This window comes from Limimaricola cinnabarinus (genome assembly GCF_002723615.1).
In the GTDB taxonomy this organism is placed as follows: domain Bacteria; phylum Pseudomonadota; class Alphaproteobacteria; order Rhodobacterales; family Rhodobacteraceae; genus Limimaricola; species Limimaricola cinnabarinus_B.
This window is the reverse complement of sequence record NZ_KZ304958.1, coordinates 113,468-135,342: the sequence shown is the minus strand read 5'-3', so window position 1 is coordinate 135,342 and position 21,875 is coordinate 113,468. Positions and strand designations below refer to the sequence as shown.

The 21,875-nt window shown below is 68.6% G+C and carries 18 protein-coding genes; 8 read left to right on the top strand and 10 right to left on the bottom strand.

Annotated features, from left to right (window positions below; genetic code table 11):
• Positions 1 to 7 precede the first annotated feature (7 nt).
• From CJ301_RS10160 to CJ301_RS10140, 5 genes are all read right to left on the bottom strand, one after another.
• Positions 8 to 1,048, bottom strand: coding sequence for an efflux RND transporter periplasmic adaptor subunit (locus CJ301_RS10160; RefSeq protein ID WP_254050123.1), 1,041 nt, complete (start codon positions 1,046 to 1,048; stop codon positions 8 to 10).
• Positions 1,045 to 1,500: a MarR family winged helix-turn-helix transcriptional regulator gene (locus CJ301_RS10155; protein WP_099276953.1), complete on the bottom strand. Its 456-nt coding sequence runs from the start codon at positions 1,498 to 1,500 to the stop codon at positions 1,045 to 1,047. The genes CJ301_RS10160 and CJ301_RS10155 overlap by 4 nt, the downstream gene beginning before the upstream one ends.
• 291 nt (positions 1,501 to 1,791) lie before the next feature.
• Positions 1,792 to 3,945, bottom strand: coding sequence for a methylmalonyl-CoA mutase (scpA, locus tag CJ301_RS10150; RefSeq protein WP_099276951.1), 2,154 nt, complete (start codon positions 3,943 to 3,945; stop codon positions 1,792 to 1,794).
• A gap of 18 nt (positions 3,946 to 3,963) precedes the next feature.
• Positions 3,964 to 5,991: an acetyl-CoA carboxylase biotin carboxylase subunit gene (locus CJ301_RS10145; protein WP_099276949.1), complete on the bottom strand. Its 2,028-nt coding sequence runs from the start codon at positions 5,989 to 5,991 to the stop codon at positions 3,964 to 3,966.
• Positions 5,972 to 7,504: an acyl-CoA carboxylase subunit beta gene (locus tag CJ301_RS10140; protein WP_099276947.1), complete on the bottom strand. Its 1,533-nt coding sequence runs from the start codon at positions 7,502 to 7,504 to the stop codon at positions 5,972 to 5,974. Before CJ301_RS10140 ends, CJ301_RS10145 begins: the two co-directional genes overlap by 20 nt.
• 124 nt (positions 7,505 to 7,628) lie before the next feature.
• On the opposite strand from CJ301_RS10140, the gene CJ301_RS10135 reads away from it, so the two are divergent.
• Complete coding sequence (locus CJ301_RS10135; RefSeq protein WP_099276945.1) at positions 7,629 to 9,026, top strand: helix-turn-helix domain-containing protein; 1,398 nt, start codon at positions 7,629 to 7,631, stop codon at positions 9,024 to 9,026.
• Between the two features lie 33 nt (positions 9,027 to 9,059).
• Here the strand turns inward: CJ301_RS10135 and CJ301_RS10130 are convergent, their stop codons facing one another.
• Entirely contained in the window at positions 9,060 to 10,232 is a 1,173-nt protein-coding gene (locus CJ301_RS10130; protein WP_099276943.1) for an amidohydrolase, read from the bottom strand.
• A 206-nt stretch (positions 10,233 to 10,438) separates the two neighbouring features.
• On the opposite strand from CJ301_RS10130, the gene CJ301_RS10125 reads away from it, so the two are divergent.
• Genes CJ301_RS10125 through CJ301_RS10095 form a run of 7 tightly spaced genes read left to right on the top strand, consistent with a single transcriptional unit; the run spans position 10,439 to position 17,372 of the window.
• A complete protein-coding gene (locus CJ301_RS10125) occupies positions 10,439 to 11,473 on the top strand; it encodes an ABC transporter substrate-binding protein (protein WP_099276941.1) in 1,035 nt (344 codons plus the stop codon).
• On the top strand, positions 11,473 to 12,276 hold the full coding sequence (locus CJ301_RS10120) for an ABC transporter ATP-binding protein (RefSeq protein ID WP_099276939.1): 804 nt from the start codon (positions 11,473 to 11,475) through the stop codon (positions 12,274 to 12,276). The genes CJ301_RS10125 and CJ301_RS10120 overlap by 1 nt, the downstream gene beginning before the upstream one ends.
• A 1-nt stretch (position 12,277) precedes the next feature.
• Complete coding sequence (locus CJ301_RS10115) at positions 12,278 to 13,093, top strand: ABC transporter permease (RefSeq protein WP_099276937.1); 816 nt, start codon at positions 12,278 to 12,280, stop codon at positions 13,091 to 13,093.
• A 33-nt stretch (positions 13,094 to 13,126) separates the two neighbouring features.
• Positions 13,127 to 14,488 carry an FAD-dependent oxidoreductase gene (locus tag CJ301_RS10110; protein WP_099276936.1) on the top strand — a complete coding sequence of 454 codons (1,362 nt, stop codon included), beginning with the start codon at positions 13,127 to 13,129 and terminating at the stop codon, positions 14,486 to 14,488.
• A complete protein-coding gene (locus CJ301_RS10105) occupies positions 14,488 to 15,648 on the top strand; it encodes a CaiB/BaiF CoA transferase family protein (protein ID WP_099276934.1) in 1,161 nt (386 codons plus the stop codon). Before CJ301_RS10110 ends, CJ301_RS10105 begins: the two co-directional genes overlap by 1 nt.
• Entirely contained in the window at positions 15,645 to 16,418 is a 774-nt protein-coding gene (locus CJ301_RS10100) for an enoyl-CoA hydratase-related protein (RefSeq protein ID WP_099276932.1), read from the top strand. The genes CJ301_RS10105 and CJ301_RS10100 overlap by 4 nt, the downstream gene beginning before the upstream one ends.
• 15 nt (positions 16,419 to 16,433) lie before the next feature.
• Positions 16,434 to 17,372, top strand: a complete 939-nt coding sequence (locus CJ301_RS10095) for a LysR family transcriptional regulator (RefSeq protein WP_099276930.1) — start codon at positions 16,434 to 16,436, stop codon at positions 17,370 to 17,372.
• A gap of 230 nt (positions 17,373 to 17,602) precedes the next feature.
• Here CJ301_RS10095 and CJ301_RS10090 read toward each other — a convergent pair whose 3' ends face one another.
• From CJ301_RS10090 to CJ301_RS10075, 4 genes are all read right to left on the bottom strand, one after another.
• Complete coding sequence (locus CJ301_RS10090) at positions 17,603 to 19,057, bottom strand: aldehyde dehydrogenase family protein (RefSeq protein ID WP_099276928.1); 1,455 nt, start codon at positions 19,055 to 19,057, stop codon at positions 17,603 to 17,605.
• Between the two features lie 31 nt (positions 19,058 to 19,088).
• Positions 19,089 to 19,976 (bottom strand): dihydrodipicolinate synthase family protein, encoded by an 888-nt coding sequence (locus CJ301_RS10085; protein ID WP_099276926.1) that lies wholly within the window; start codon positions 19,974 to 19,976, stop codon positions 19,089 to 19,091.
• A gap of 7 nt (positions 19,977 to 19,983) precedes the next feature.
• Complete coding sequence (fdxA, locus tag CJ301_RS10080; RefSeq protein WP_099276924.1) at positions 19,984 to 20,325, bottom strand: ferredoxin; 342 nt, start codon at positions 20,323 to 20,325, stop codon at positions 19,984 to 19,986.
• A gap of 431 nt (positions 20,326 to 20,756) precedes the next feature.
• Complete coding sequence (locus tag CJ301_RS10075; protein ID WP_099276922.1) at positions 20,757 to 21,857, bottom strand: M24 family metallopeptidase; 1,101 nt, start codon at positions 21,855 to 21,857, stop codon at positions 20,757 to 20,759.
• Between the last annotated feature and the right edge of the window lie 18 nt (positions 21,858 to 21,875).

The window sequence follows — 21,875 nt, the reverse complement described above, 5'->3', positions numbered from 1 at the left end:
CTGCCCCTTACTGCGGAAAGCCGGCAAAGCGGCGCACCGTCTGGCCGTCTTCGAGCGTGGCCGCCCCGGCGGCGACGATCTCGGCCCCCGGCGCGAGCCCGCCCGTGATCACGAAGCCGCCGTCATCGGCCACCTCGACCTCGACCGCGGTCCGCTCAAGGCGGCCCAGCCCCTCCTCTCCGTCTTCGGGCGCAAAGCGCATGACCGAGACGCTGCCATCCGGTCCGGGCACCAGCGCCGCGGTCGGCACGGGCAGGCCCCGCGCGCCTTCGGCCAGCGTCGCGGTGACCGTGACCGAGGAGCCGGGCAGCACGTCGGGCGCGGTGTCGGCGTCGAAGGCGAGGGTCAGGCCGAAGCTCTGGCCGACGGCGGTGGCGTCGGAGGTGTATTCGCGGATTTCCAGCGGATAGCTGCCGGGACGGCCGGGCAGCCTCGCGCTGATCTCGACATCGGTCTCGCGGCCGGCGCGCTGGAACAGGATCTCGGGCACCTCGACCTCAACCCGAAGCTCGGACATGTCGTGCAGCCGCACGATCGGCGTGCCGACCCCGACGGTGGTGAAATTGGCGACCAGCCGCTCGGCCACCAGCGCCTCGAAGGGCGCGCTGAGCGTCGCCTTGGAGAGCGCGCGCTCGGCATCGCGCAGCGCCACCTCGGCCAGCTCGGCATTGGTGCGCGCGTCTTCCTGCGCCGCCTCGCTGACGGTGGAGCGGCTGAGCTGCGTCAGCCGGTCGAGATCGCGGCGCGCCTGTGCCTGCCGCAGCTTCGCCTGTTCCAGCGCCAGCTCGAACGGCTCGGGGTCGAGCCGGGCGACGAGAGCGCCCTCGGGCAGGGTCTGGCCCTCGATCACGGGAAATTCGACCAGCTGCCCGCCGACCTGAAAGGCGATGTCGACCGTCTGCCGCGCCGCGACCTGGCCATAGAATTCGCGGGTGAGCGCGGTGTCGGCGGAGCCGAGCACCATCAGCTTGACCGGGCGGGGCGGGGCCTCCTGCGCGGTGAGCGACAGGGGCAGCAGGATGAGCAGAAGGGCGATGAAACGGGTCAAAACGGCAATTCCTTGGGCAGGCCATCGGCCCGGATGTGATCTCTGATACGGGTGAGCAGCTCGGCGAAGCGGTCGAAATCGGCCGCGGGCAGCCCGGTCGTCTCGCGCATCGCGCGCTCGACATGGGCCAGCATTCCGTCGCGCCGCGCGTGGCCCGCCTCGGTCAGCTCCAGAAGCCAGGCGCGGCGGTCCTCGGGATCGCGGCGGCGCGAAATCAGCCCGCGCGCCTCCAGCCCGTCGGCCAGCGCGGTGACGGTCGAGGGCAGCGCCTGCATCAGCCGCGCCAGATCGCCCATGCGGCGCGGCACCGACAGCCGGACGAGGAACACGCGCTCCTGCTTCGACAGCTCCGGTTCGAGACATTCGAGCCGCTCGTGCAGGGTCCAGTACAGCAGCACCACGCCAAGCAGCATGTCGCCGCCACCGCCATCGATCTCGTCCTTGTCGGTCATCGGCCCGCCTTCGTCCTGAAGCCTGCCGCCCCGCTTAGTTCATTGTCTGAAAGATTTGAATGTTGAATTTCTCACAACCGGATCTCTTGCAATGCACCATCGCGCGAGCGGGGAGGGGGCGGCCAAAACAGCAGCGCGGCGCTGGCGGGCGCGCCCCCTCGTCGGGTGCCGGTCAGTCGGTGGGCCCAAGGCATTCGGCTTCATGGCGGGCGGGATCGGCAGGGGCTTCGCCCATGCATGCCCGCCGCCAAGACCGCCGATCTCGCGGTCTACGGGATCGGCTTCGGGCGTCTATGCGCCCGACGCCCCGCTTGCGCCCTTGCGCACCATCGACAGGATCTTCGACGCCGCCTCGGGGATGTTCGTCCCCGGTCCGAAGATCGCGGCCACCCCGGCCTCCTTCAGCATGGCATGGTCCTGATCGGGGATCACGCCGCCGCAGACCACGAGGATCTCGCCCGCGCCCTGATCGCGCAGCGCGGCCACCAGCTTGGGCGCGAGCGTGCGATGCCCCGCCGCCTGGCTGGAGATGCCGACGACATGCACGTCATTGTCGAGCGCGTCCTGCGCCGCCTCCTCGGGCGTCTGGAACAGCGGCCCCATGTCGACGTCGAAGCCCAGATCGGCAAAGGCGGTGGCGATCACCTTGGCGCCGCGGTCATGCCCGTCCTGCCCCATCTTGACCACCAGCATGCGCGGACGGCGGCCCTCGGCCTCGGCAAAGGCGTCGATTTCCGAACGGATCTTCTCGAAGCCCGCATCGCCCTCATAGGCCTTGCCGTAAACGCCCGCGAGCGTCTTGACCTCGGCCCGGTGCCGCCCGAAGACCTTTTCCATCGCCATGCTGATCTCTCCCACCGTGGCGCGGGCGCGGGCGGCGGCGACCGCCGCTTCAAGCAGGTTGCCATCCTCGCGCGCCGCCGCTTCCAATGCGGCAAGCGCCGCGTCGCAGGCTGCCTGATCGCGTGTCGCCCGGATCTTCTCCAGTCGCGCCACCTGACCCTCGCGCACCTTGACGTTGTCGATGTCGAGGATGTCGATCGGGTCCTCGCGTTCCTTGCGGTACTTGTTGACCCCGACGATCACCTGTTCGCCCCGGTCGATCAGCGCCTGCCGCTTCGCCGCCGTCTCCTCGATCCGAAGCTTGGGCATGCCGCTCGCCACCGCCTTGGTCATGCCGCCCAAGCCCTCGACCTCCTCGATCAGCGCCCAGGCCTTCTCGGCCAGCTCGCTGGTCAGGCTCTCGACGTAGTAGGAGCCGGCCAGCGGGTCGACGACATCGGTGATGCCGGTCTCCTCCTGCAGGATCAACTGGGTGTTGCGGGCGATCCGGGCCGAGAAGTCGGTCGGCAGCGCAATCGCCTCGTCGAGCGCGTTGGTGTGCAGCGACTGCGTGCCGCCCAGCACGGCCGAGAGCGCCTCGTAGGCGGTGCGCACCACGTTGTTGTAAGGGTCCTGCGCCTGAAGCGAGACGCCCGAGGTCTGGCAATGGGTGCGCAGCATCAGGGATTTGGGGTCCTTGGGTTCGAACTCCTCCATGATCCGGTGCCACAAAAGGCGCGCCGCGCGCAGCTTCGCGGCCTCCATGAAGAAGTTCATGCCGATGGCGAAGAAGAAGCTGAGCCGTCCGGCGAAGCGGTCCACATCCATGCCGCGCGCGATGGCGGCGCGGACATATTCGCGCCCGTCGGCGAGCGTGAAGGCCAGCTCCTGCACCAGATCGGCCCCCGCCTCCTGCATGTGGTAGCCCGAGATCGAGACCGAGTTGAACTTCGGCATGTGGTCGGCGGTGTATTCGATGATGTCCGCCACGATCCGCATCGAGGGCTCGGGCGGGTAGACATAAGTGTTGCGGACCATGAACTCCTTGAGGATGTCGTTCTGGATCGTGCCCGAAAGCTTTTCGACCGGCACGCCCTGCTCCTCGCCCGCGACGATGAAGCTGGCGAGGATCGGGATCACCGCGCCGTTCATCGTCATCGAGACCGACACCTCGCCCAAGGGGATGCCGTCGAACAGGATCTTCATGTCCTCGACGCTGTCGATCGCCACGCCCGCCTTGCCGACATCGCCCTCGACGCGGGGATGGTCGCTGTCATAGCCGCGATGGGTGGCGAGGTCGAAGGCGACCGAGACGCCCTGCTGCCCGCCTTCCAGCGCGCGGCGGTAGAAGGCGTTGGACTCTTCGGCGGTGGAGAAACCCGCATATTGCCGGATCGTCCAGGGGCGGCCCGCATACATGGTCGAGCGGACGCCGCGCGCATAGGGCGCCTCGCCGGGCAGGGCGTCGAGAAAGCCCAGCCCTTCGAGATCGCCCGCATCATAGACCGGCTTCAGCTCGATCCCCTCCAGCGTGTCGCGCTTCAGCCCCTCGGGGTCGCGCCCCTTGAGCTCCTTTTGCGCGCGCGCGGCCCATGCGGCGCGGCGGTCGCCGGTCTCGGTCATGTCATGGCCCTCCCAGGCTCATTCGAACTCCATGATGGTCTGGTCGACCGACAGGCTGTCGCCCGGTGCCGCGTGCAGCCTGGCCACCTTGAGCTTGCGCTCGGCCCGCAGCACGTTCTCCATCTTCATCGCCTCGACGGTGCAGAGCGGCTGGCCCTCCTCGACCTCCTGCCCCTCCTCGACATCGACATGCACCACCACGCCCGGCATCGGGCACAAGAGCAGCTTCGACGTGTCGGCGGCCTGCTTCTCAGGCATCAGCGCCGCAAGCTCCGCCTGCCGCGCGGTCCAGACCTTCACGTCGAGATCGGCGCCGCGATGGCGCAGCCGGAACCCCGCGATGCGCGGCTCGACCTTGAGCACCGTCTCGGCGCCGTCGATCACGAGCCGCGCCAGCCGCGCGCCCGGCGTCCAGTCGCCCTCGACCCGCAGCACGGCGCCGTCCTCGAAGCGCACGTCGGTGGCGTCTTCTTCGGCCTTCAGCGTCACGGCATGGCTTTCGCCCGCGAGCTGCACCACGAAGGCTTCGCCGACACGGCGCTCGTGATGGTCGATCCGGCCCGAGATGCGGGCGCGGCGGATTTCCTCGATCCGCTGCAGCGTCGCGCAGGCGGCGGCGATGCGGCGCAGCGTTTCGCCCGGCAGATCGACCCCGTCGAAGCCCTCGGGCCACTCCTCGGCGATGAAGCCGGTATGGATTTCGCCCGAGCGGAACTTCGGATGCGCCATCACCGCCGACAGGAAGGGCAGGTTGTGGCCGATGCCTTCGAGCTCGAACCCGTCGAGCGCGCGCTCCATCGCGTCGATGGCCGCTTCTCGGTCGGGCGCCCATGTGCAGAGCTTGGCGATCATCGGGTCGTAATGCATCGAGATCTCGCCGCCCTCGGCGACGCCGGTATCGTTGCGCACCACCTCCGCTTGGGACGCGAATTCCTGCGGCGGGCGGTAGCGGGTCAGACGCCCGATCGAGGGCAGGAAGCCGCGATAGGGGTCCTCGGCATAGAGCCGGCTTTCGATCGCCCAGCCGCTCAGTTGGATGTCGTCCTGCGCGAAGGGCAGCGGATCGCCCGCGGCGACGCGGATCATCTGCTCGACGAGGTCGATGCCGGTGATCAGCTCGGTCACCGGATGCTCGACCTGCAGCCGCGTGTTCATCTCCAGAAAGTAGAAGTTGCGGTCGGCGTCGACGATGAACTCCACCGTGCCCGCGCTCTCATAGCCCACGGCGCGGGCGAGCGCGCAGGCCTGCGCGCCCATGGCGGCGCGGGTCTCGGCGTCGAGAAAGGGCGAGGGGGCTTCTTCGACGACCTTCTGGTTGCGGCGCTGGATCGAGCATTCGCGCTCGCCCAGATAGACGCAATTGCCATGCTTGTCGGCCAGCACCTGGATCTCGATGTGTCGCGGCCCGACGACGAACTTTTCGATGAAGATGCGGTCGTCGCCGAAGGAGCTTGCCGCCTCGCGCTTGGAGGCTTCGAAGCCCTCGCGCGCGGCGGCGTCGTCATGCGCGATGCGCATGCCCTTGCCGCCGCCGCCAGCGCTGGCCTTGATCATCACCGGGTAGCCGATCTCACGCGCGATCTTCACCGCCTCATCGGCATCCTCGATCAGGCCCATATGGCCCGGCACGGTCGAGACGCCCGCCTCGGCGGCGATCTTCTTGGAGGCGATCTTGTCGCCCATCTTGTCGATCGCGCCTGCCGGGGGACCGACGAAGACCACGCCCCGCTCGGCCAGCGCGCGGGCGAATTTCGGGTTCTCGGAGAGAAAGCCGTAGCCCGGATGCACCGCCTCGGCGCCGGTCTCCTCGATCGCGCGCAGCACGCGCTCCATGTCGATATAGGACTGCGCGGCGGGGGCGGGCCCGATCTCGACCGCGCGGTCGGCCATGGCGACATGCACCGCGTCGCGGTCGGCCTCGGAGTGGATCGCGATGGTCTCGATCCCCATCGCGCGGGCCGAGCGGATCACCCGGCAGGCGATCTCGCCGCGATTGGCGACGAGCAGGCTGCGGAAGGGGCGGCCTTCAGAGCGGGATGTTGTCATGCTTCCTCCACGGGTTCTCGAGGCTCTTGTTCCGCAGGGCGGCAAAGGCGCGGGCGGCGCGGCGGCGGGTGGCGCGCGGCATGATCACCTCGTCGACGAAGCCGCGCTCGGCCGCGACGAAGGGGTTGGCGAAGCGGTCCTCGTAGTCCTTGGTGCGCTGCGCGATCTTCTCGGCATCGCCCAGCTCGGAACGATAGAGGATCTCGGTCGCGCCCTTGGCGCCCATCACCGCGATCTGCGCCGTGGGCCAGGCATAGTTCACGTCGCCGCGCAGGTGCTTGGAGGCCATGACGTCATAGGCGCCGCCATAGGCCTTGCGGGTGATCACCGTGACCTTGGGCACGGTGGCCTCGCCGTAAGCGAACAAGAGCTTCGCCCCGTGCTTGATGACGCCGCCATATTCCTGCCCCGTCCCGGGCAGGAAGCCCGGCACGTCGACCAGCGTCAGGATCGGGATTTCGAAGGCGTCGCAAAAGCGCACGAAGCGCGCGGCCTTGCGCGAGCTGTCGATGTCGAGACAGCCCGCCAGCACCAGGGGCTGGTTGGCGACGACGCCGACGGTCTGGCCTTCGAGCCGGATGAAGCCGGTGAGGATGTTCTTGGCGAACTCGGCCTGCATTTCCAGGAAATCGCCCTCGTCGGCGATCTTGGTGACCAGCTCGTGCATGTCATAGGGCTGGTTGGGGTTGGCGGGGATCAGCCTGTCGAGGCTCGGCTCCTCGCGCGCGGGGTCGTCGAAGAAGGGGCGTTTCGGCGCCTTCTCGCGGTTGTTGAGCGGCAGGAAATCGATCAGCCGCCGTGCCTCCAGAAGCGCCTCGACATCGTTCTCGAAGGCCGCGTCGGCGACGCTCGACTTGCGCGCATGGGTCAGCGCGCCGCCCAGCTCCTCGGCGGTGACGACCTCGCCGGTCACCGTCTTCACCACGTCGGGGCCGGTGACGAACATGTAGGAGCTATCCTTCACCATGTAGATGAAGTCGGTCATGGCGGGCGAGTAGACCGCGCCGCCCGCGCAGGGCCCCATGATGAGCGAGATCTGCGGCACCACGCCCGAGGCCAGCACGTTGCGCTGGAACACCTCGGCATAGCCGCCCAAGGACGCCACGCCCTCCTGGATGCGGGCGCCGCCCGAATCGTTGATGCCCACCACCGGCGCGCCGTTGCGCATCGCCATATCCATGATCTTGCAGATCTTCTGGGCATGGGTTTCCGACAGCGAGCCGCCGAAGACGGTGAAATCCTGGCTGAAGACATAGATCATCCGGCCATTGACGGTGCCCCAGCCGGTGACGACGCCATCGCCCGCGGGGCGGTTCTCCTGCATCCCGAAATCGGTGCAGCGATGGGCGACGAACATGTCGTATTCCTCGAAGCTGCCCTCGTCGAGCAGCAGCTCGATCCGCTCGCGCGCGGTCAGCTTGCCCTTGGCGTGCTGCGCCGCAATGCGCTTTTCGCCACCGCCCTGTCGGGCCGAGGCGCGGCGCTCTTCGAGCTCGCGCAAAATCTCTTGCATCGGCGTCCTCCTTCACGCGGCAGCCTAATGAAAAAACGGGGGATCTTCACAGGGCGATTGCGCGAATTTGCAAATTCGGCATTATGCAGAGCAGCGATTTTGCAAATCAGCAAAGTGGGGCAGGATGGCGGTTCAGAAGCATTACGCGGGCACGCAGCTGCGCGAGCTGCGCGGGCGGCTGGGGCTGACGCAGAAGCTCTTCGCCGAACGGCTTGGCGTCTCGCTGCCCTATCTGAACCAGATGGAGAACAACAACCGCCCCGTCTCGGCGGGCGTGGTGCTGGCGCTGGCGCGCGAATTTGGCTTCGACGTGACCGAGCTGACCTCGGGCGAGGAGATCCGGCTGGCCTCCGACATGCGCGAGGCGCTGGCCGACCCGGTGCTCAGCGGCAGCCAGCCCGGCGTGGCCGATCTGCGCATGGTGGCGGCCAACGCGCCCTCGGTCGCGCGCGCGCTTCTCGACCTGCACGCCGCCTATCGCCGCGCGCAGGACCGGCTCGCCTCCTTCGACGAGGCCTTGGGCCGCGCCGGCAGCGCCGCCTCGCCCTGGGAGGAGGTGCGCGATTTCTTCCATTACTGCGACAACTACATCGACGCCATCGACCGCGCCGCCGAGGGCTTTGCCCGCCGCGCCGGGGCCGAGGGTCTGGACGCGCCGGGGGCCGCGGCGCGGGCGATCGAGGCGCGCGGCATCACGCTGCGCGAACAGGCCGACGGGCCGCTGCGCCGCTTCGACGCCGAAAGCAAATGCCTGACCCTGTCTTTGCGCGCGCCGCGCGCCACGCGGCGGTTCCAGCTTCTGGTGCAGCTCGCTCTGATCGAGCACAGCCAGCTGATCGAGGCCACGCTCGATCTGGGGCGCTTCGAACCCGGCCCCGCCCGCGACATCGCGCGGATCGGTCTGGCCAACTATTTCGCGGGCGCGGCGCTGATGCCCTACGGCCCCTTCCTCGACGCCGCGCAGGACATGCGGCACGATCTCGAACGCCTGGCCGAGCGCTTCGGCGCCAGTCTCGAACAGGTGGCGCACCGGCTTTCCACCCTGCAACGCCCCGGCGCGCGCGGCGTGCCCTTCTGGTTCGTGCGGGTCGATCAGGCGGGCACGGTCACCAAGCGCCATTCGGCGACCCAGCTGCAATTCGCGCGCTATGGCAGTGCCTGCCCGCTGTGGAACGTGCATCAGGCCTTCGAGACGCCGACGCGCTGGCTGCGCCAGCTGGCCGAGACGCCGGACGGGGTGCGCTACCTGTCGCTGGCGCGCGACATCAGCGGCGGCGGCGGCGCCTGGGGCGCGCCGGTGCGGCGCTTCGCGATCGGGCTGGGCTGCGAGATCCGCCATGCGCGCGAGCTGGTCTATGCCGATCACATGGACCTCGAATCCGCCGAAGCCTTCGAACCCATCGGCATTTCCTGCCGCATCTGCGAAAGGGTGCAGTGCCACCAGCGCGCGGTGCCGCCGCTCGAAGGCCGGTTGAAGATCGACGCCGATCACCGGCGGGACCTGCCCTACCGGTTGGAGTGACGCGCGGCGCAGTGCGGGATGCGGTGCGGGCGCTCAGGCATAGCCCAGCATATCCCCGGTCAGCCGCGCGAAGCAGCGCAACCCGGTCTCGATCAGCGCGTCGGGAAAATCGTAATCGGGGTTGTGCAGATCGGGCCGGTCCCGCCCCGCACCCAGCAGCATGAGCGCCGTTTTCGCCCCGTCCGCGAAACGGCCGAAATCCTCGGAGGCGCGCATCGGCTGGCCTCGGGGGCCATGCGGCACGGCCTCGGCCTCCAGCGCGGCGGCAAGCCGGGCCACGGCCTCCGCGTCGTTCTCGCAATGGCGAAACACGTCGTGATGCGTGATCGCAAGCCCGAGCCCGTGGCGCTCCGCCGCCTGCCGCGCCAAGGCCTCGGCCTCGCGCACCAGCCCGGTCATGCGGGCATCGGTCAGGCTGCGCAGCGTGACGAAGAGCTCGGCTTCGCCCGGGGCGATGCCGAAGGCGGGCGCGCCCATCCGGGCATGGGTGATCGTGACGAGGGCGAATTCCGCGTCTTCGATGCGGCCCGCGCCAAGCGCGGTCAGCGCAGGCATCAGCGCGCTGATCGCTTCCATGGGCGAGCGCCCCGTCTCGGGCTGCGAGGCATGGGCGGTCCGCCCGGTGAGCGCGATCCGCAGCCCCCGCGAGGCGCAGGCCGCGGGGCCGGGCCGCAGTGCCGCATGGCCCAGCGGCAGCCCCGGCATGTTGTGCAGCGCAAAGGCCCAGTCCGGCGCGATCCGGGCGAAGGCCGGGTCGGCGATCACGGCGGCCGCGCCCCGGCCGTCCTCCTCGGAAGGCTGGAACAGAAGCACCGCGCGCCCCTGGCGGGGGCGATGCCGCCCGAGCAGCTCGGCCATGCCCGCAAGGATCGCCATATGCCCGTCATGACCGCACAGATGCCCCCGGCCCGGCACGGTCGAACGCCAGTCCGGCAGGCCCGTCTCCTCGATCGGCAGCGCGTCGAGCTCGCAGCGCAGCAGAAGGGTGGGGCCGGGGGCCGCGCCCTCATAGACCGCGGCGACCCCGTGGCCGCCGAGGCCGGTCAGCAGCATGTCGGGGCGCGTCCTCTCCAGCCGCTCCGCGACGCGCGCCGCCGTCGCGGCCTCCTGTCCCGACAGCTCCGGATGCCTGTGCAGCTCGTGCCGCCAGGCGGTCAGCTCGGCCAGGGCGGCGGCGTCGAGCCGGGGCGGTTCGCTTTCGGGCATGGCTCACTCCTCGCGCCTGTGTTTCGGCCCATGGTGCAGGCGGCTGGAGGGCGGTGCAACCGGCGGCAGAACCCATCGGCGCATTGCCGAAATTAGATCGGTGCAGAGCAAATTTTGTTCTTTATTGGAATGGAATGCCCTCGCATCATTCCCCGGATGGCCGGCATCGGGAGGGATGGCGGCAATCGAAACAGGGAGAGGTCACAATGCCGAATACGAGAGTCACCAAGCGCCGGTTTCTGCAATATGCCGGGGGCATGGCCGCAGCCGCCGGGCTGCCGGCCGTCATCGGGGTCGGGCCGGCCTCGGCCGCCGGGCTGAAGACGGTCGAGATGCAGCTTGGATGGCTCGCCTCGAACGGGCTTCTGGGCGAGGTCGTGGCGCAGGCCAAGGGGTTCTACGAGGAAGAGGGGCTCGAGCTCGACATCACGCCGGGCGGCCCGAATGTCGATGGCGTGGGCTCGGTCGCTGCGGGCCGCGCCGAGGTGGGCCAGATCTCGTCGAGCCCCTCGGTCATGCTGGCGCGGGCCGCGGGCATCCCGGTCAAGGCCTTTGCCGCGGGCTACCAGAAGCACCCCTTCACCTATTTTTCCCTGCCCGACAATCCGATCCGCGAGCCCAAGGACATGGTCGGCCAGACCATCGCCACACAGCCCACCGCGCATATTCTCCTCAAGGCACTGCTCGCGGCCAACGGCATCTCCGAGGATGATGTCGAGATCGTCAACATGGGCTCTGACATGAACCAGCTGATGACCGGCCAGGCGGCCGCCGTCACCGGCTGGCTCACCAACACCGCCGCGGTCGACGTGCTGGGCGAGGACCGGGTCGACCTGATGCTCTGGGATGCGGGCATCCAGCTTTACGCCACCGTCTACTACGCCACCGACAAGACCATCGAGAACGACGCCGAGGCGCTGGCCGGCTTCACCCGCGCCACGGCGCGCGGCTGGCATTACGTGCGCGAGAACCGCGAAGAGGCGGTCGACCTGCTGATCGCGGCCTATCCGAACATGAGCCGCGAGGCCGAGCTGCGCGCGGTCGACCAGGTGCTCGATTTCGTCTTCACCGACGCCACCGCCGAAAGCGGCTGGGGCACGATGAACCGCGAGAAATGGGAGGCGCAGCTCGCCGCCTATGCCGATCTGGGCCAGTTCGACGGCGATGCGCCGAGCGTCGACGAGGTGATGACGCTCGAGATCCTCGAGATGACCGCCGACGCGCGCCGCGAGGTTTCGTGATGGCCGCGGCAGAGCTTCACACGGCAGCGGGGAACCCCGCTGCCAGCCCCGATCCGGGCGCGATCCGGGTCGAGAATGTCGACGTCACCTTCGGCGAGGGCACGGTCGTCGCGCTCAAGGACGTCTCGGTCGATATCCCGCAGGGCGCCTTCGTGACCATCCTCGGCCCTTCGGGCTGCGGCAAGTCCACGTTGATGCGCGCCATCGCCGATCTGGTTCCGGCGGCGCGCGGCGTGATCGATGTGCAGGGCCAGACCCCGCGCGACGCCCGCCGCGACCGCAACTTCTCCTACGTGTTCCAGGACGCGACGCTGCTGCCCTGGCGCACCGCGCTGGAAAATGTGGGCCTGCCGCTCGAGGTGGGCGGCGGCGGCGATGCCCATGCCGATCCGCGCGACCTGCTGGCGCTCGTCGGTCTCAAGGGCCGCGAAGACGCGATGCCGCACGAGCTTTCGGGCGGCATGCGCCAGCGCGTCGCCATCGCCCGCGCGCTGGTCACCAAGCCCAAGATCCTGCTGATGGACGAGCCCTTCGGCGCGCTCGACGAGATCACCCGCGACAAGCTCAACGAGGAGGTGCTCAGGATCTGGCGCGAGACGGGGACGACGATCCTCTTCGTCACCCATTCGATCCCCGAAGCCGCCTTTCTGGGGGAATACGTGCTGATGCTCGCCGCCCATCCGGGCCGGGTGAAGGAATTCATGAAGGTCGAGCTGCCGCCCGAGCGGCGGCTGGCGGATCGCGACACGCTGGAATTCGTCCAGATCACCGCGCATCTGCGCAAATTGCTGGAGGAATGCTGAGATGGCCGAGGCAAGCCAAATCCCGATGCCGGTGCCCGCGCCGCGCGTGAACCGGATGCTCGACGCGGTCGTCGCGCGCGGCCCGGCGCTCGCCGCCGTGGCGGGGCTGCTGCTCCTGTGGCAGGGCGTGGTGTGGTTCTTCGAGGTGCCCGAATACATGGCGCCGAGCCCGGTCGCGGTTCTGAACGCCTTTCAGGAAAATGCCGGCACGCTCTGGCTCAACTTCTGGCCCACCTTCTTCGAGGCCGCGCTCGGCTTTGTCGCGGGCAATCTGGTGGCGATCGCTCTGGCGGTCTGGTTCGTCCACAACACCACCGCCGAGCGCGCCTTCTTCCCGATCGCGGTGTTCATCAACACCATCCCGATCATCGCGCTGGCGCCGGTCCTCGTTCTGATCTTCGGCAATGGCTTCGCGCCCAAGATCATCATCGCCGGTCTGATCTGCTTCTTCCCGACGCTGGTCAACATGGTGCGCGGCCTCAAGGCGGTCTCGCCCGCCACGCTCGACCTGATGCGCGTGCTCTCGGCCTCGAACTGGGAGATCTTCTGGAAGGTCCGCCTGCAAAGCTCGCTGCCCTTTCTCTTCGCGGCGCTGAAGATCGCCTCCACCACCTGCGTCATCGGCGCGATCGTGGCGGAATGGATCGGCTCCAATTTCGGCCTTGGCGCGCTGATCATCGAGGCGACCTTCAATTTCCGCTCGCCGCTGCTCTACGCCACCGTCTTCACCGCAGCCCTTCTCGCGGTCGTGATGTTCGCCCTGGTGAGCTTTGCCGAAGCCAAGCTCATCCGCTGGAAGACCTCGGACGTCCACTGACCGCCGCGCAACAGAATATTTAGGAGAATCAAGATGCTGAACAAAACCGTCAGGGAGAGTCTGCGCGACGTGCCCGTGGTCGACCGCTCCGACGTCGTCGTGGTCGGGGGTGGCCCCGCCGGGATCTCCGCCGCCGTCTCCGCCGCCCGCAACGGTGCCTCGGTCACGCTCCTGGAGCGCTACCCCTATCTGGGCGGCCTTGCCGCGGGCGGCATGGTGCTGCTCTTGGACGACATGCACAACGACACCGAGATCACGGTGAAGGGCATCTGCATGGAGATGATCGAGCGGATGCGCTCCATCGGCCTGTGCCACACGCCCCCCGAGGAGGACCGGATGCCCGGCCGCCGCGAGACGCAGGAGAACTGGAAGAAATACTCGCGCTGGGGGATGTTCGACTTTCACACCCAGTCGATGCCGCACCCGGTCTGCTTTGCCGCCGCCTTCGACCCCGACGGCTACAAGAAGGTCTCCTACGACCTGATGGAGGACGCCAAGGTCAAGCTGCGCCTGCATAGCTGGTTCTCGGAGACCATCGTCGAGGACGGCGTCGCCAAGGGCGTGATCTGCGAGACCAAGCAAGGCCGCCAGGCGATCATGGGCGACGTGATCATCGACGCGTCGGGCGATCTCGACGTCGCGGCCTCGGCGGGTGCCAAGTTCCAGGAGGCGAGCTTCATCGTCACCACCGTCTCGCGCTGGGGCAATGTCGACACCGACCGCGCCGAGGCCTGGCAGTATGCCAACCCCGAGGAGTTCCAGCGGCTCGACCACGAGGCCAAGCGGATCATCGGCGGCTGCTGGAACTACTGGTGGCTCAAGACGCCGCTGCCGGGCGTGATCTGGCTCAACTGCCCGCACATGCCGCAATATAGCGGCCTCTCGGTCGAGGGGCTGACCGGCGCCGAGTTCGAGGGCCGCAAGCGGATGGAGCGGCTGATGACCTTCGCCCGCGAGAACCTGCCGGGCTTCGAAAAGGCGCATGTCGTCGATTTCGCGCCGCAGACCGGGGTGCGCACCACGCGGCTCCTCGAAGGCGAATACGTCGTCACCAAGGACGACGTGATGAAGCGCCGCCACTTCGCCGACACCGTCTGCCGGGGCCGCGACTACTACACGCCTTACGGCGCGCTGGTGCCCAAGGATGTCGACAACCTGCTGGTCGCGGGCCGTCACTATTCCTGCACCCCGCAGGCCCAGAAGAAGAGCCGCGAGATCCCGCCCTGCATGGCGCAAGGCGAAGCCGTGGGCGTCGCCGCGACCGTCGCGCTCAATGCCGGCGTCACGGTGCGCGAGGCGGATGTCTCCGCGATCCAGAAACAGATGCGCGCGCAGGGTGCCGATCCCGGCGACGTGCCCTCGTCCAACGCCCTCGTCATGGAGGCCGCAGAATAATGACCCAAGCTCTCCCCCTCGAAGGCATCAAGGTGATCGATTTCACCCAGGTGATGCTCGGACCCTCCTGCACCCAGGTGCTCGCCGATTACGGCGCCGAGGTGATCAAGGTCGAAAAGGAGAAGATCGGCGACCTGTCGCGCTGGTCTCTGGGCGCCGACCCGGACGGGCTCAACAACCCGATCTTCTGCTCGCTCAATCGCAACAAGAAGAGCCTCGCGCTCAACCTCAAATCCGAGGAGGCCCGCGCCCAGGTGCTGGAGCTGATCGACGGCGCCGACGTCGTGGTCAACAATTTCCGCCCCGGCGTGATGGAGCGGATGGGCATGGGCTACGAAGAGCTCAAGGCCCGCAACCCCGGCATCATCTTCGCCGTGGGCACCGGCTTCGGGCTCGAAGGCCCCAACAAGCACAAGGGCGGGCAGGACATCCTCGCCCAGGCGATGAGCGGCGTGATGGAGCGCCGCGCCGACCCCGAACTGCCCCGCGCCATCTTCTCGACCGCGTTGTGCGACTACACCGCCGGCATGCATCTCGTCCAAGGCGTGCTTCTGGCGCTGTTGCAGCGCCAGAAGACCGGCGAAGGCCAGCAGGTGGCGGTGAGCCTCTATTCGTCGATGCTGGCGATGCAGATGCAGGAGGCGGCGGCGCATATGATGCGGGGCCGCGACCTGAACTGGGGGGCCTTCCCGCTCACCGGCGTGTTCGAGACCACGACCGAGCCCTTCGTCATGGTCGGCGCCTTCAAGGAGAACCCGCTGCGCGACATCTGCAACGCGCTGGGGATCGAGGACCTGTCGAAGGAGGAGCGCTTCAAGGATTTCGACGCGCAGGCCGCGCATCGCTCCGAGCTTCAGGCGATCTTCAAGGCGGGCTTCGCCGAGAACAGCCGCGAGCATTGGCTGAAGCGGCTCGAAGAGGTCGACATCCTCTGCGCGCCGGTGCGCACGCTGGCCGAGGCGTTGGATGACGAGCAGACCCACGTGAACAACATGGTGATCGAAGCGGGCGAGACGCCGGCGGGCAAGATCCGCCTCGTCGGCAGCCCGATCGACATGTCGGCGGCGCCGCTCTCGGTCCGGCAGGGTCCGCCGCAGCTTGGCGAGCACAATGGCGAGATCCTCGCATCGCTCGCGCCGAAGAAGGCGCAGGTGGCATGAGCGTTCATTACGAGGTCCGCGACCGCGTCGCCCGCGTCACCATCGACCGGCCCGAGGTGATGAACGCCATCGACCAGAAGACCGAGGCCGCGCTCGAGCGGATCTGGTGCGACATCGAGGAGCGCGACGACATCTCCGTCGCGGTCCTCACCGGGGCGGGGGAAAAGGCGTTTTCGGTCGGGGCCGACATGAAGGACTCGTCGCTTTCGGGGCTGGAGTACTGGGCCGCGCCGCGCCCCAACGGCTTTGGCGGCATCACCTTCCGCCGCTCGCTCGACGTGCCGCTGATCGCGCGGGTCAATGGCTACGCGCTCGGCGGCGGCTTCGAGATGGTGCTGGGGGCCGATATCGTCCTGGCCTCCGAGACCGCGAAGTTCGGCCTGCCCGAGGCGCGGGTGGGGCGGATGCCGCTCGATGGCGGCATGGTGATGCTGCAGCGCAAGATCCCGCACAACCTCGCCATGGGGGTGATGCTCGGCGGGCGGCGGATCGACGCGGCCACGATGGAGCGCTTCGGTCTCGTCAACGAGGTGGCGGGGGCGGGCGAACTCGATGCCGTCACCGAGCGCTGGGTCGAGGACATCGCCGCCTCGGCGCCGCTGTCGCTGCGGGCGATCAAGCAGGTGGTGAACCGCACCGGCCATCTTTCGCCGCGCGAGGCGCAGGCGATGAAGCTGCCTGCGGTTGTGAAGGCCCTGAAAAGCGCGGATGCTGACGAAGGCGTTCGCGCCTTTCTCGAAAAACGCGCCCCCGTCTGGCAGGGGGCCTGAGACCGGAGTGACGACATGCATGCTGCCTTCCTGCGCTATTTCACGGTGGTGGCCCGCGCGGGCTCGATCCGCGCGGCGTCCGAGCAGCTGCATGTCGCCGCCTCGGCGATCAGTCGGCAGATCCAGAAGGTCGAGGACGAGCTCGGCACGCCGCTGTTCGAGCGGCTGCCCGGCGGGCTGCGGCTGACCCAGGCCGGCAAGACGCTGCTGACCCATGCCGACCAGACTCTCAATGATTTCGAGGTGTTGAAGGGCGAACTTGGCGCGCTCAGGGGCGAAAAGACCGGCACCGTCTCTATCGCCTCGCTCGACAGCCTCTTGGTGAGCTTCCTGCCCGAACAGGTGGGGCTCTTTCACAAGACCCACCCCAAGGTCGATTTTCGCGTGCGCACCGGGGCGCATGGCACCGTCACCACCATGGTCGCGGAGGGCGAGGCCGATCTCGGGATCACCTTCAGCCTCGCCCGGCCCGAAGACACCGAATTCATCTCGCCGATCCCGATGCCGCTGATGGCGATGGTCGCGGCGGGCCATCCGCTGGCCGAGCGGCGCTCCGTCACGTTGAGCGATTGCGCGCGATACAATCTCCTGTTGCAGCTCGACACCGCGCCGATCCGCTCGCTGATCGAGATGGAGCTGTCGGTGCTCAAGCGGACGGGCCGCGTGCTCGCCGCCTCCAACAACCTGATGATGCTCAAGCCGCTGATCCTCGATGGCGACGGCGTCGCCTTCTACACGCCGCTCGGCATGGTGCGCGAACTGGCCGAGGGCAGCATCGTCGCGGTGCCGCTCGAAGGCACGCGGCTCGGCGGGCTGGAGCTGGGGCTGCTCGTCCCGCGCCGCCGCAAGCTCACCCCCGCCGCCGAGGCGCTGGCCGCGCAGCTGGCCGAAGGGCTGGAGACGCTGCGCGATGCGCCCTGGATGCGCAAGTTCAACGCGCTGGAGGGCGCGTGAGCCGCGCGCCTTGTGCCCGCGACTGAGGGCGGCCGAGCGCCCGGCCCCGAACCTTCAAACGAGACCCGAGAGACCGCACGCCGGATCAGGGCGAGGCCGATCGCGCGCGTCGCGCGATGCGTGGCGCGGGCCATGCGCAGGCGTCGGGCCGGACGCAAAAAGGCGCGCGCCGCGAGGAAGCGGACGCGCGCCGGGTGCCACCGGGAGGAGGGGGTGGCGCCGTTCAAAGGTCAGGCCTGGATGTAGCTGGTCTTGACCGTGGTGTAGAATTCGCGCGCGTATTGCCCCTGCTCGCGCGGCCCGTAGCTCGACCCCTTACGCCCGCCGAAGGGGGTGTGGTAATCGACGCCCGCCGTCGGCAGGTTGACCATGATCATCCCGGCCTCGGCATGGCGGCGGAAATGCGCGGCATGGCCGAGATTGGTGGTGCAGATCCCGGCGGAGAGGCCGAAATCGGTGTCATTGGCCACGCGCAGCGCCTCGTCGTAATCGGCGACCTTGATCACCGTGGCGACGGGTCCGAAGATCTCCTCGCGGTTGATGCGCATCTCGTTGGTGGTGCCGGTGAAAAGCGCGGGCGTCATGAAATGGCCGGGCGTGTCGCCTTCGATCACCTCGCCGCCGCAGACCAGCGTCGCGCCTTCCTCCTGGCCGATCTTCACGTAGCGGCGGTTCTGCTCGAGCTGGCCCTCATCGACCACCGGGCCGATATGCACCGCGCTATCCATCGGATCGCCGACCTTCAGCGCGCGCAGCTTCTCGGTCAGCGCCTCGACGAAGCGGTCATGGATGCCCGCCGTGACGATCAGCCGCGAGGAGGCGGTGCAGCGCTGGCCGGTGGAGAAGAAGGCGCCGTTCAGCGCGCAGTTCACCGCCGTGTCGAGATCGGCGTCATCGAGCACCACGAGGGGGTTCTTGCCGCCCATCTCGAGCTGCACCTTCTTCATCTGCGCCACGCATGTCCGGGCGACCATGCGGCCCGTCTCGACCGAGCCGGTGAAGCTCACCGCGTCGACCTCGGGGCTGTCGAGGATCTCGGCGCCCACTTCCGAGCCGCGGCCCATGACGAGGTTGAACACGCCCTCGGGCGCGCCCGCCTCGTGGATGATCTCGGCCAGCGCCCAGGCGCAACCCGGCGTGAGATCGGCGGGCTTGATCACCACGCAATTGCCGAAGGCCAGCGCCGGGGCGATCTTCCAGGCCGGGATGGCGATGGGGAAGTTCCACGGGGTGATCAGCCCGATCACCCCGAGCGCCTCGCGCTGTACCATGACCTCGACGCCGGGGCGCACGCTGTCGATCGCGTCGCCGGTCTGGCGCAGCGCCTCGCCCGAAAAGAAGCCGAAGACCTGTGAGGCGCGCATCACCTCGCCCTTGGCCTCGGCAAAGGTCTTGCCCTCCTCGCGGGCCAGCAGCTCGCCCAGCTCGTCTGCACGCGCGGCGATGGTGTCGGAGACCTTCTTCAGCAGGTCGTGGCGCTGCTGCGGGCCGGATTTGCTCCATGCCGGAAAGGCGGCGCGGGCCGCCGCGATGGCGCGCTTGGCGTCGTCCTTCGAGGCGCGCGCATAGAGGCCCACGATCTCGTCGGTGTTGGCGGGGTTGCGGTTCTCGTTGACATCCGCGCCCTCGACCCATTCGCCCGCGATCAGGTTGCGGTGCTGCTTGGTCACGTCGTTCATCTTCATCTGTCTGTCCTGTGGTTTCTGGTTGGGTCGCTCAGGCCGGTTCGGCGGCGCGCGACGGCAGGGCGGGCAGGGCCTGCGCCTGATCTTTCGTGAGCGGGGCGAGCGGCGGCAGCACGCGGGCATAGCCCGGCGCGCCGTGCAGCCGCGCCACCAGCGCCTTGACGCCGGGAATGAGCGGGGTCGCCGCGATGGCGCGGCGGTGGCGGCCGAGTTCCTCGGCGAGGCCCGGCTCGGCAGGGGTGCGCCACAGCTTTTGCGCCAGCGGCGCGGTGAGGTTGACGGTGGCCGAAATGCAGCCCGCAAAGCCGCGCGCGGGCGCCTGCGCCAGCGCGGCCTCGTCGCTCGGGAAGACGTCGAAGCCCCTGATCCTGGCCAGCTCGGCGGCGTAGTCGAGATCGCCCGAGCTGTCCTTGGCCCCGGCGATCCGGTCGGGAAAGCTCGCCTTGAGCCAAGCGGCGAAGCCCGGCGCGAAGCGCAGCCCGGTCATCTGCGGGAAATTGTAGAGGTAGATCGGGATCGGCCTGTCGGCGGTGGCCTCGATCAGCCCTTCGAAGAAGGCGTAAAGCCCGGCCTCGTCGACGCCCTTGTAGTAGTAGGGCGGCAGCACCAGCGCCCCGGCAAAGCCCAGATCGGCGGCGTGACGCGTGAGCGCGACGGTGGTGGCGAGGTCCGGGCAGCCGGTGCCGACCATCATCCGCGCGGGCGCGATTTCACCCGCCATCGCGCTCATCAGCGCCATCCGGTCGGCGGCGGGCAGGGAGCTGGCCTCGCCCGTCGTGCCGAGCAGGTTGAGCCCGTCGCAGCCATTTTCCATGAGCCAATGCGCGTGGCGCAGCGTCGGCGCATGATCGGGCCGGCCGTCATCGGTCAGGGCGGTGGCGATCGCGGCGATGACGCCGCGCGGTTTCGTCGTAATCATCTGCACCTCAGGCTGGCTGGCGTTCGGGTTTGGGACGGGCGGCGACGAGCGGATGATCGGTCTCGACCGAGACCGACTTGTCCCAGCCGCCGGGATCGCCGAGGCCGGAGACCTCCGCGCCGAAGAATTCGCGGTTGACGGCGGCGAAGGGCCGCGACTCTTCGGGCAGCTCCTCGTCGTAATGGATCGCATCGACCGGGCAGATCGACAGGCACAGCCCGCAATTGATGCATTCCTCGGGATGGATGTAGAACATCCGCCCGCCTTCGTAGATGCAGTCGGCGGGACAGGCGAGCGTGCAGGCGCCGTCCTTGATATCGATGCAGGGCTCCGCGATCACATAGGCCATCGGGCTGGTCGCTCCTTGTGGACATGGAGCGACTATCGAATGCGCATGCGATCCAATAAAGAGCAGATTTCCGAGTGGGTCGTTGCCGGTTCGGCAACGAAGCGACTGCTGTCAGGCCGGGCTCGTGCTTGCGAGGTTCGGCGGGGCTGATGCGGCTGTTGCGCGGTCACAGGAAGCTGGGCTTTCCCTGGGGGCAACCGGGGGCTGCCATCACGGGGCGGTGGTTCTTGCTGCAATCGCCTTCGGCACCATGATGCGGGCGGCTGGTCACGCGCGGGATCGCTTGAGATCCGGCGCATCGGTTGCCCTGAAGTCACTTCAGGGATGAGTTAAAATACATAAGATAGATTAGGAGCAGATTTGTCGCGACAGGGCCCCCGCCGCCCCGGCCCGCATGGGGGCCGAAGCGACGGGGCGCGCCTTGCCGAAGCTCAGCCGATCCGCAGGTCGCGCGGCAGCTCCGACAGGATCTCCGCGCCATCCTCGCGCAGGATCACGATGTCTTCGAGCCGGACGCCGAAGCGGTCTTCGAGGTAGACCCCCGGCTCGATCGAGAACACGCAGTCCTTCCCGAGCACCGCGTCGCTGGTCGCGGAGATATAGGGCGGCTCGTGGATGTCGAGGCCGAGCCCGTGGCCGGTGCGGTGCAGGAAACGGTCGCCGTAACCCGCCTCTTCGATCACGCCGCGCGCGGCGCGGTCGATCTCGGCGGCGCGCACGCCGGGGCGCGCGATGGCGAGCGCGGCCTGCACCGCCTTTTCGACCACCGCGGCAACCTCCAGGAACTCGGGGTCCGGCGTGCCGCCGAACCAGCCGCAGCGGGTCATGTCGGAGGGATAGCCCATGTGCCGGCAGCCGCTGTCGACCAGCACCGCCATGCCGGGGGCAAGGCGGGTGTCGCCGGTGTGGTGATGCGGATAGGCGCCGTTCTCGCCGAAGCCGATGATGGTGAACTCGGCCCGCGCGCCATGCGCCTCGTAATAGGCGTGGATCACGTCCTGCAGCTCGCGTTCGGTCATGCCCTCGCGCAGCGCGCCGAAGGCCGCCGTGACGGCGGCGTCGTTGAGCGTGGCGCTGGCCTTGAGCGCGGCGTATTCGGCGGCGTCCTTGCGCGCGCGCAGGCGGCCCAGCGTGTCGGCGCTGAAGCGGCGGCGCGGCGCGTCGAGCGCGTCGAGCAGCCGCAGCGCGAAATCGGCGCGCATGGTCTCGTCGAGCACCACCGAAAGCCCGGGCGCCGTGGCGCCGCACTCGGTCAGAAGCGCCGTGAGCGCGGCCTCGGGGCCTTCGTCGTCGGACCAGCAATGCAGCGGCAGGTCCGTCGCCTTGCGGGCGGCAGCGGCGTTGAGCGCGGGCATCAGGAAGCCGGCATGGTCGGGGCCGACCAGCAGCATCACCGGGCGCTCATCGCCATATGGATCGAGCCCCGACAGCCACATCATGTGGCTCGACGGGCCGATCGCCACGAGGTCGGTGCCGGTTTCGCGCATCAGCGCCTGCAGCCGCGCGAGGCGGTCGGCATGGGGGGAGGTCATGCGATACGTCCTTTCATG

Excerpts from the sequence above, each read along its gene's own strand:
- CJ301_RS10140 (WP_099276947.1), bottom strand. The coding sequence starts at position 7,504 with ATGCAAGAGATTTTGCGCGAGCTCGAAGAGCGCCGCGCCTCGGCCCGA.
- fdxA (WP_099276924.1), bottom strand. The coding sequence starts at position 20,325 with ATGGCCTATGTGATCGCGGAGCCCTGCATCGATATCAAGGACGGCGCC.
- scpA (WP_099276951.1), bottom strand. The coding sequence starts at position 3,945 with ATGACCGAGACCGGCGACCGCCGCGCCGCATGGGCCGCGCGCGCGCAA.
- CJ301_RS10110 (WP_099276936.1), top strand. The coding sequence starts at position 13,127 with ATGCTGAACAAAACCGTCAGGGAGAGTCTGCGCGACGTGCCCGTGGTC.
- CJ301_RS10155 (WP_099276953.1), bottom strand. The coding sequence starts at position 1,500 with ATGACCGACAAGGACGAGATCGATGGCGGTGGCGGCGACATGCTGCTT.
- CJ301_RS10130 (WP_099276943.1), bottom strand. The coding sequence starts at position 10,232 with ATGCCCGAAAGCGAACCGCCCCGGCTCGACGCCGCCGCCCTGGCCGAG.
- CJ301_RS10075 (WP_099276922.1), bottom strand. The coding sequence starts at position 21,857 with ATGACCTCCCCCCATGCCGACCGCCTCGCGCGGCTGCAGGCGCTGATG.
- CJ301_RS10115 (WP_099276937.1), top strand. The coding sequence starts at position 12,278 with ATGGCCGAGGCAAGCCAAATCCCGATGCCGGTGCCCGCGCCGCGCGTG.
- CJ301_RS10120 (WP_099276939.1), top strand. The coding sequence starts at position 11,473 with ATGGCCGCGGCAGAGCTTCACACGGCAGCGGGGAACCCCGCTGCCAGC.
- CJ301_RS10145 (WP_099276949.1), bottom strand. The coding sequence starts at position 5,991 with ATGACAACATCCCGCTCTGAAGGCCGCCCCTTCCGCAGCCTGCTCGTC.
- CJ301_RS10100 (WP_099276932.1), top strand. The coding sequence starts at position 15,645 with ATGAGCGTTCATTACGAGGTCCGCGACCGCGTCGCCCGCGTCACCATC.
- CJ301_RS10090 (WP_099276928.1), bottom strand. The coding sequence starts at position 19,057 with ATGAAGATGAACGACGTGACCAAGCAGCACCGCAACCTGATCGCGGGC.
- CJ301_RS10105 (WP_099276934.1), top strand. The coding sequence starts at position 14,488 with ATGACCCAAGCTCTCCCCCTCGAAGGCATCAAGGTGATCGATTTCACC.
- CJ301_RS10085 (WP_099276926.1), bottom strand. The coding sequence starts at position 19,976 with ATGATTACGACGAAACCGCGCGGCGTCATCGCCGCGATCGCCACCGCC.
- CJ301_RS10095 (WP_099276930.1), top strand. The coding sequence starts at position 16,434 with ATGCATGCTGCCTTCCTGCGCTATTTCACGGTGGTGGCCCGCGCGGGC.
- CJ301_RS10135 (WP_099276945.1), top strand. The coding sequence starts at position 7,629 with ATGGCGGTTCAGAAGCATTACGCGGGCACGCAGCTGCGCGAGCTGCGC.
- CJ301_RS10125 (WP_099276941.1), top strand. The coding sequence starts at position 10,439 with ATGCCGAATACGAGAGTCACCAAGCGCCGGTTTCTGCAATATGCCGGG.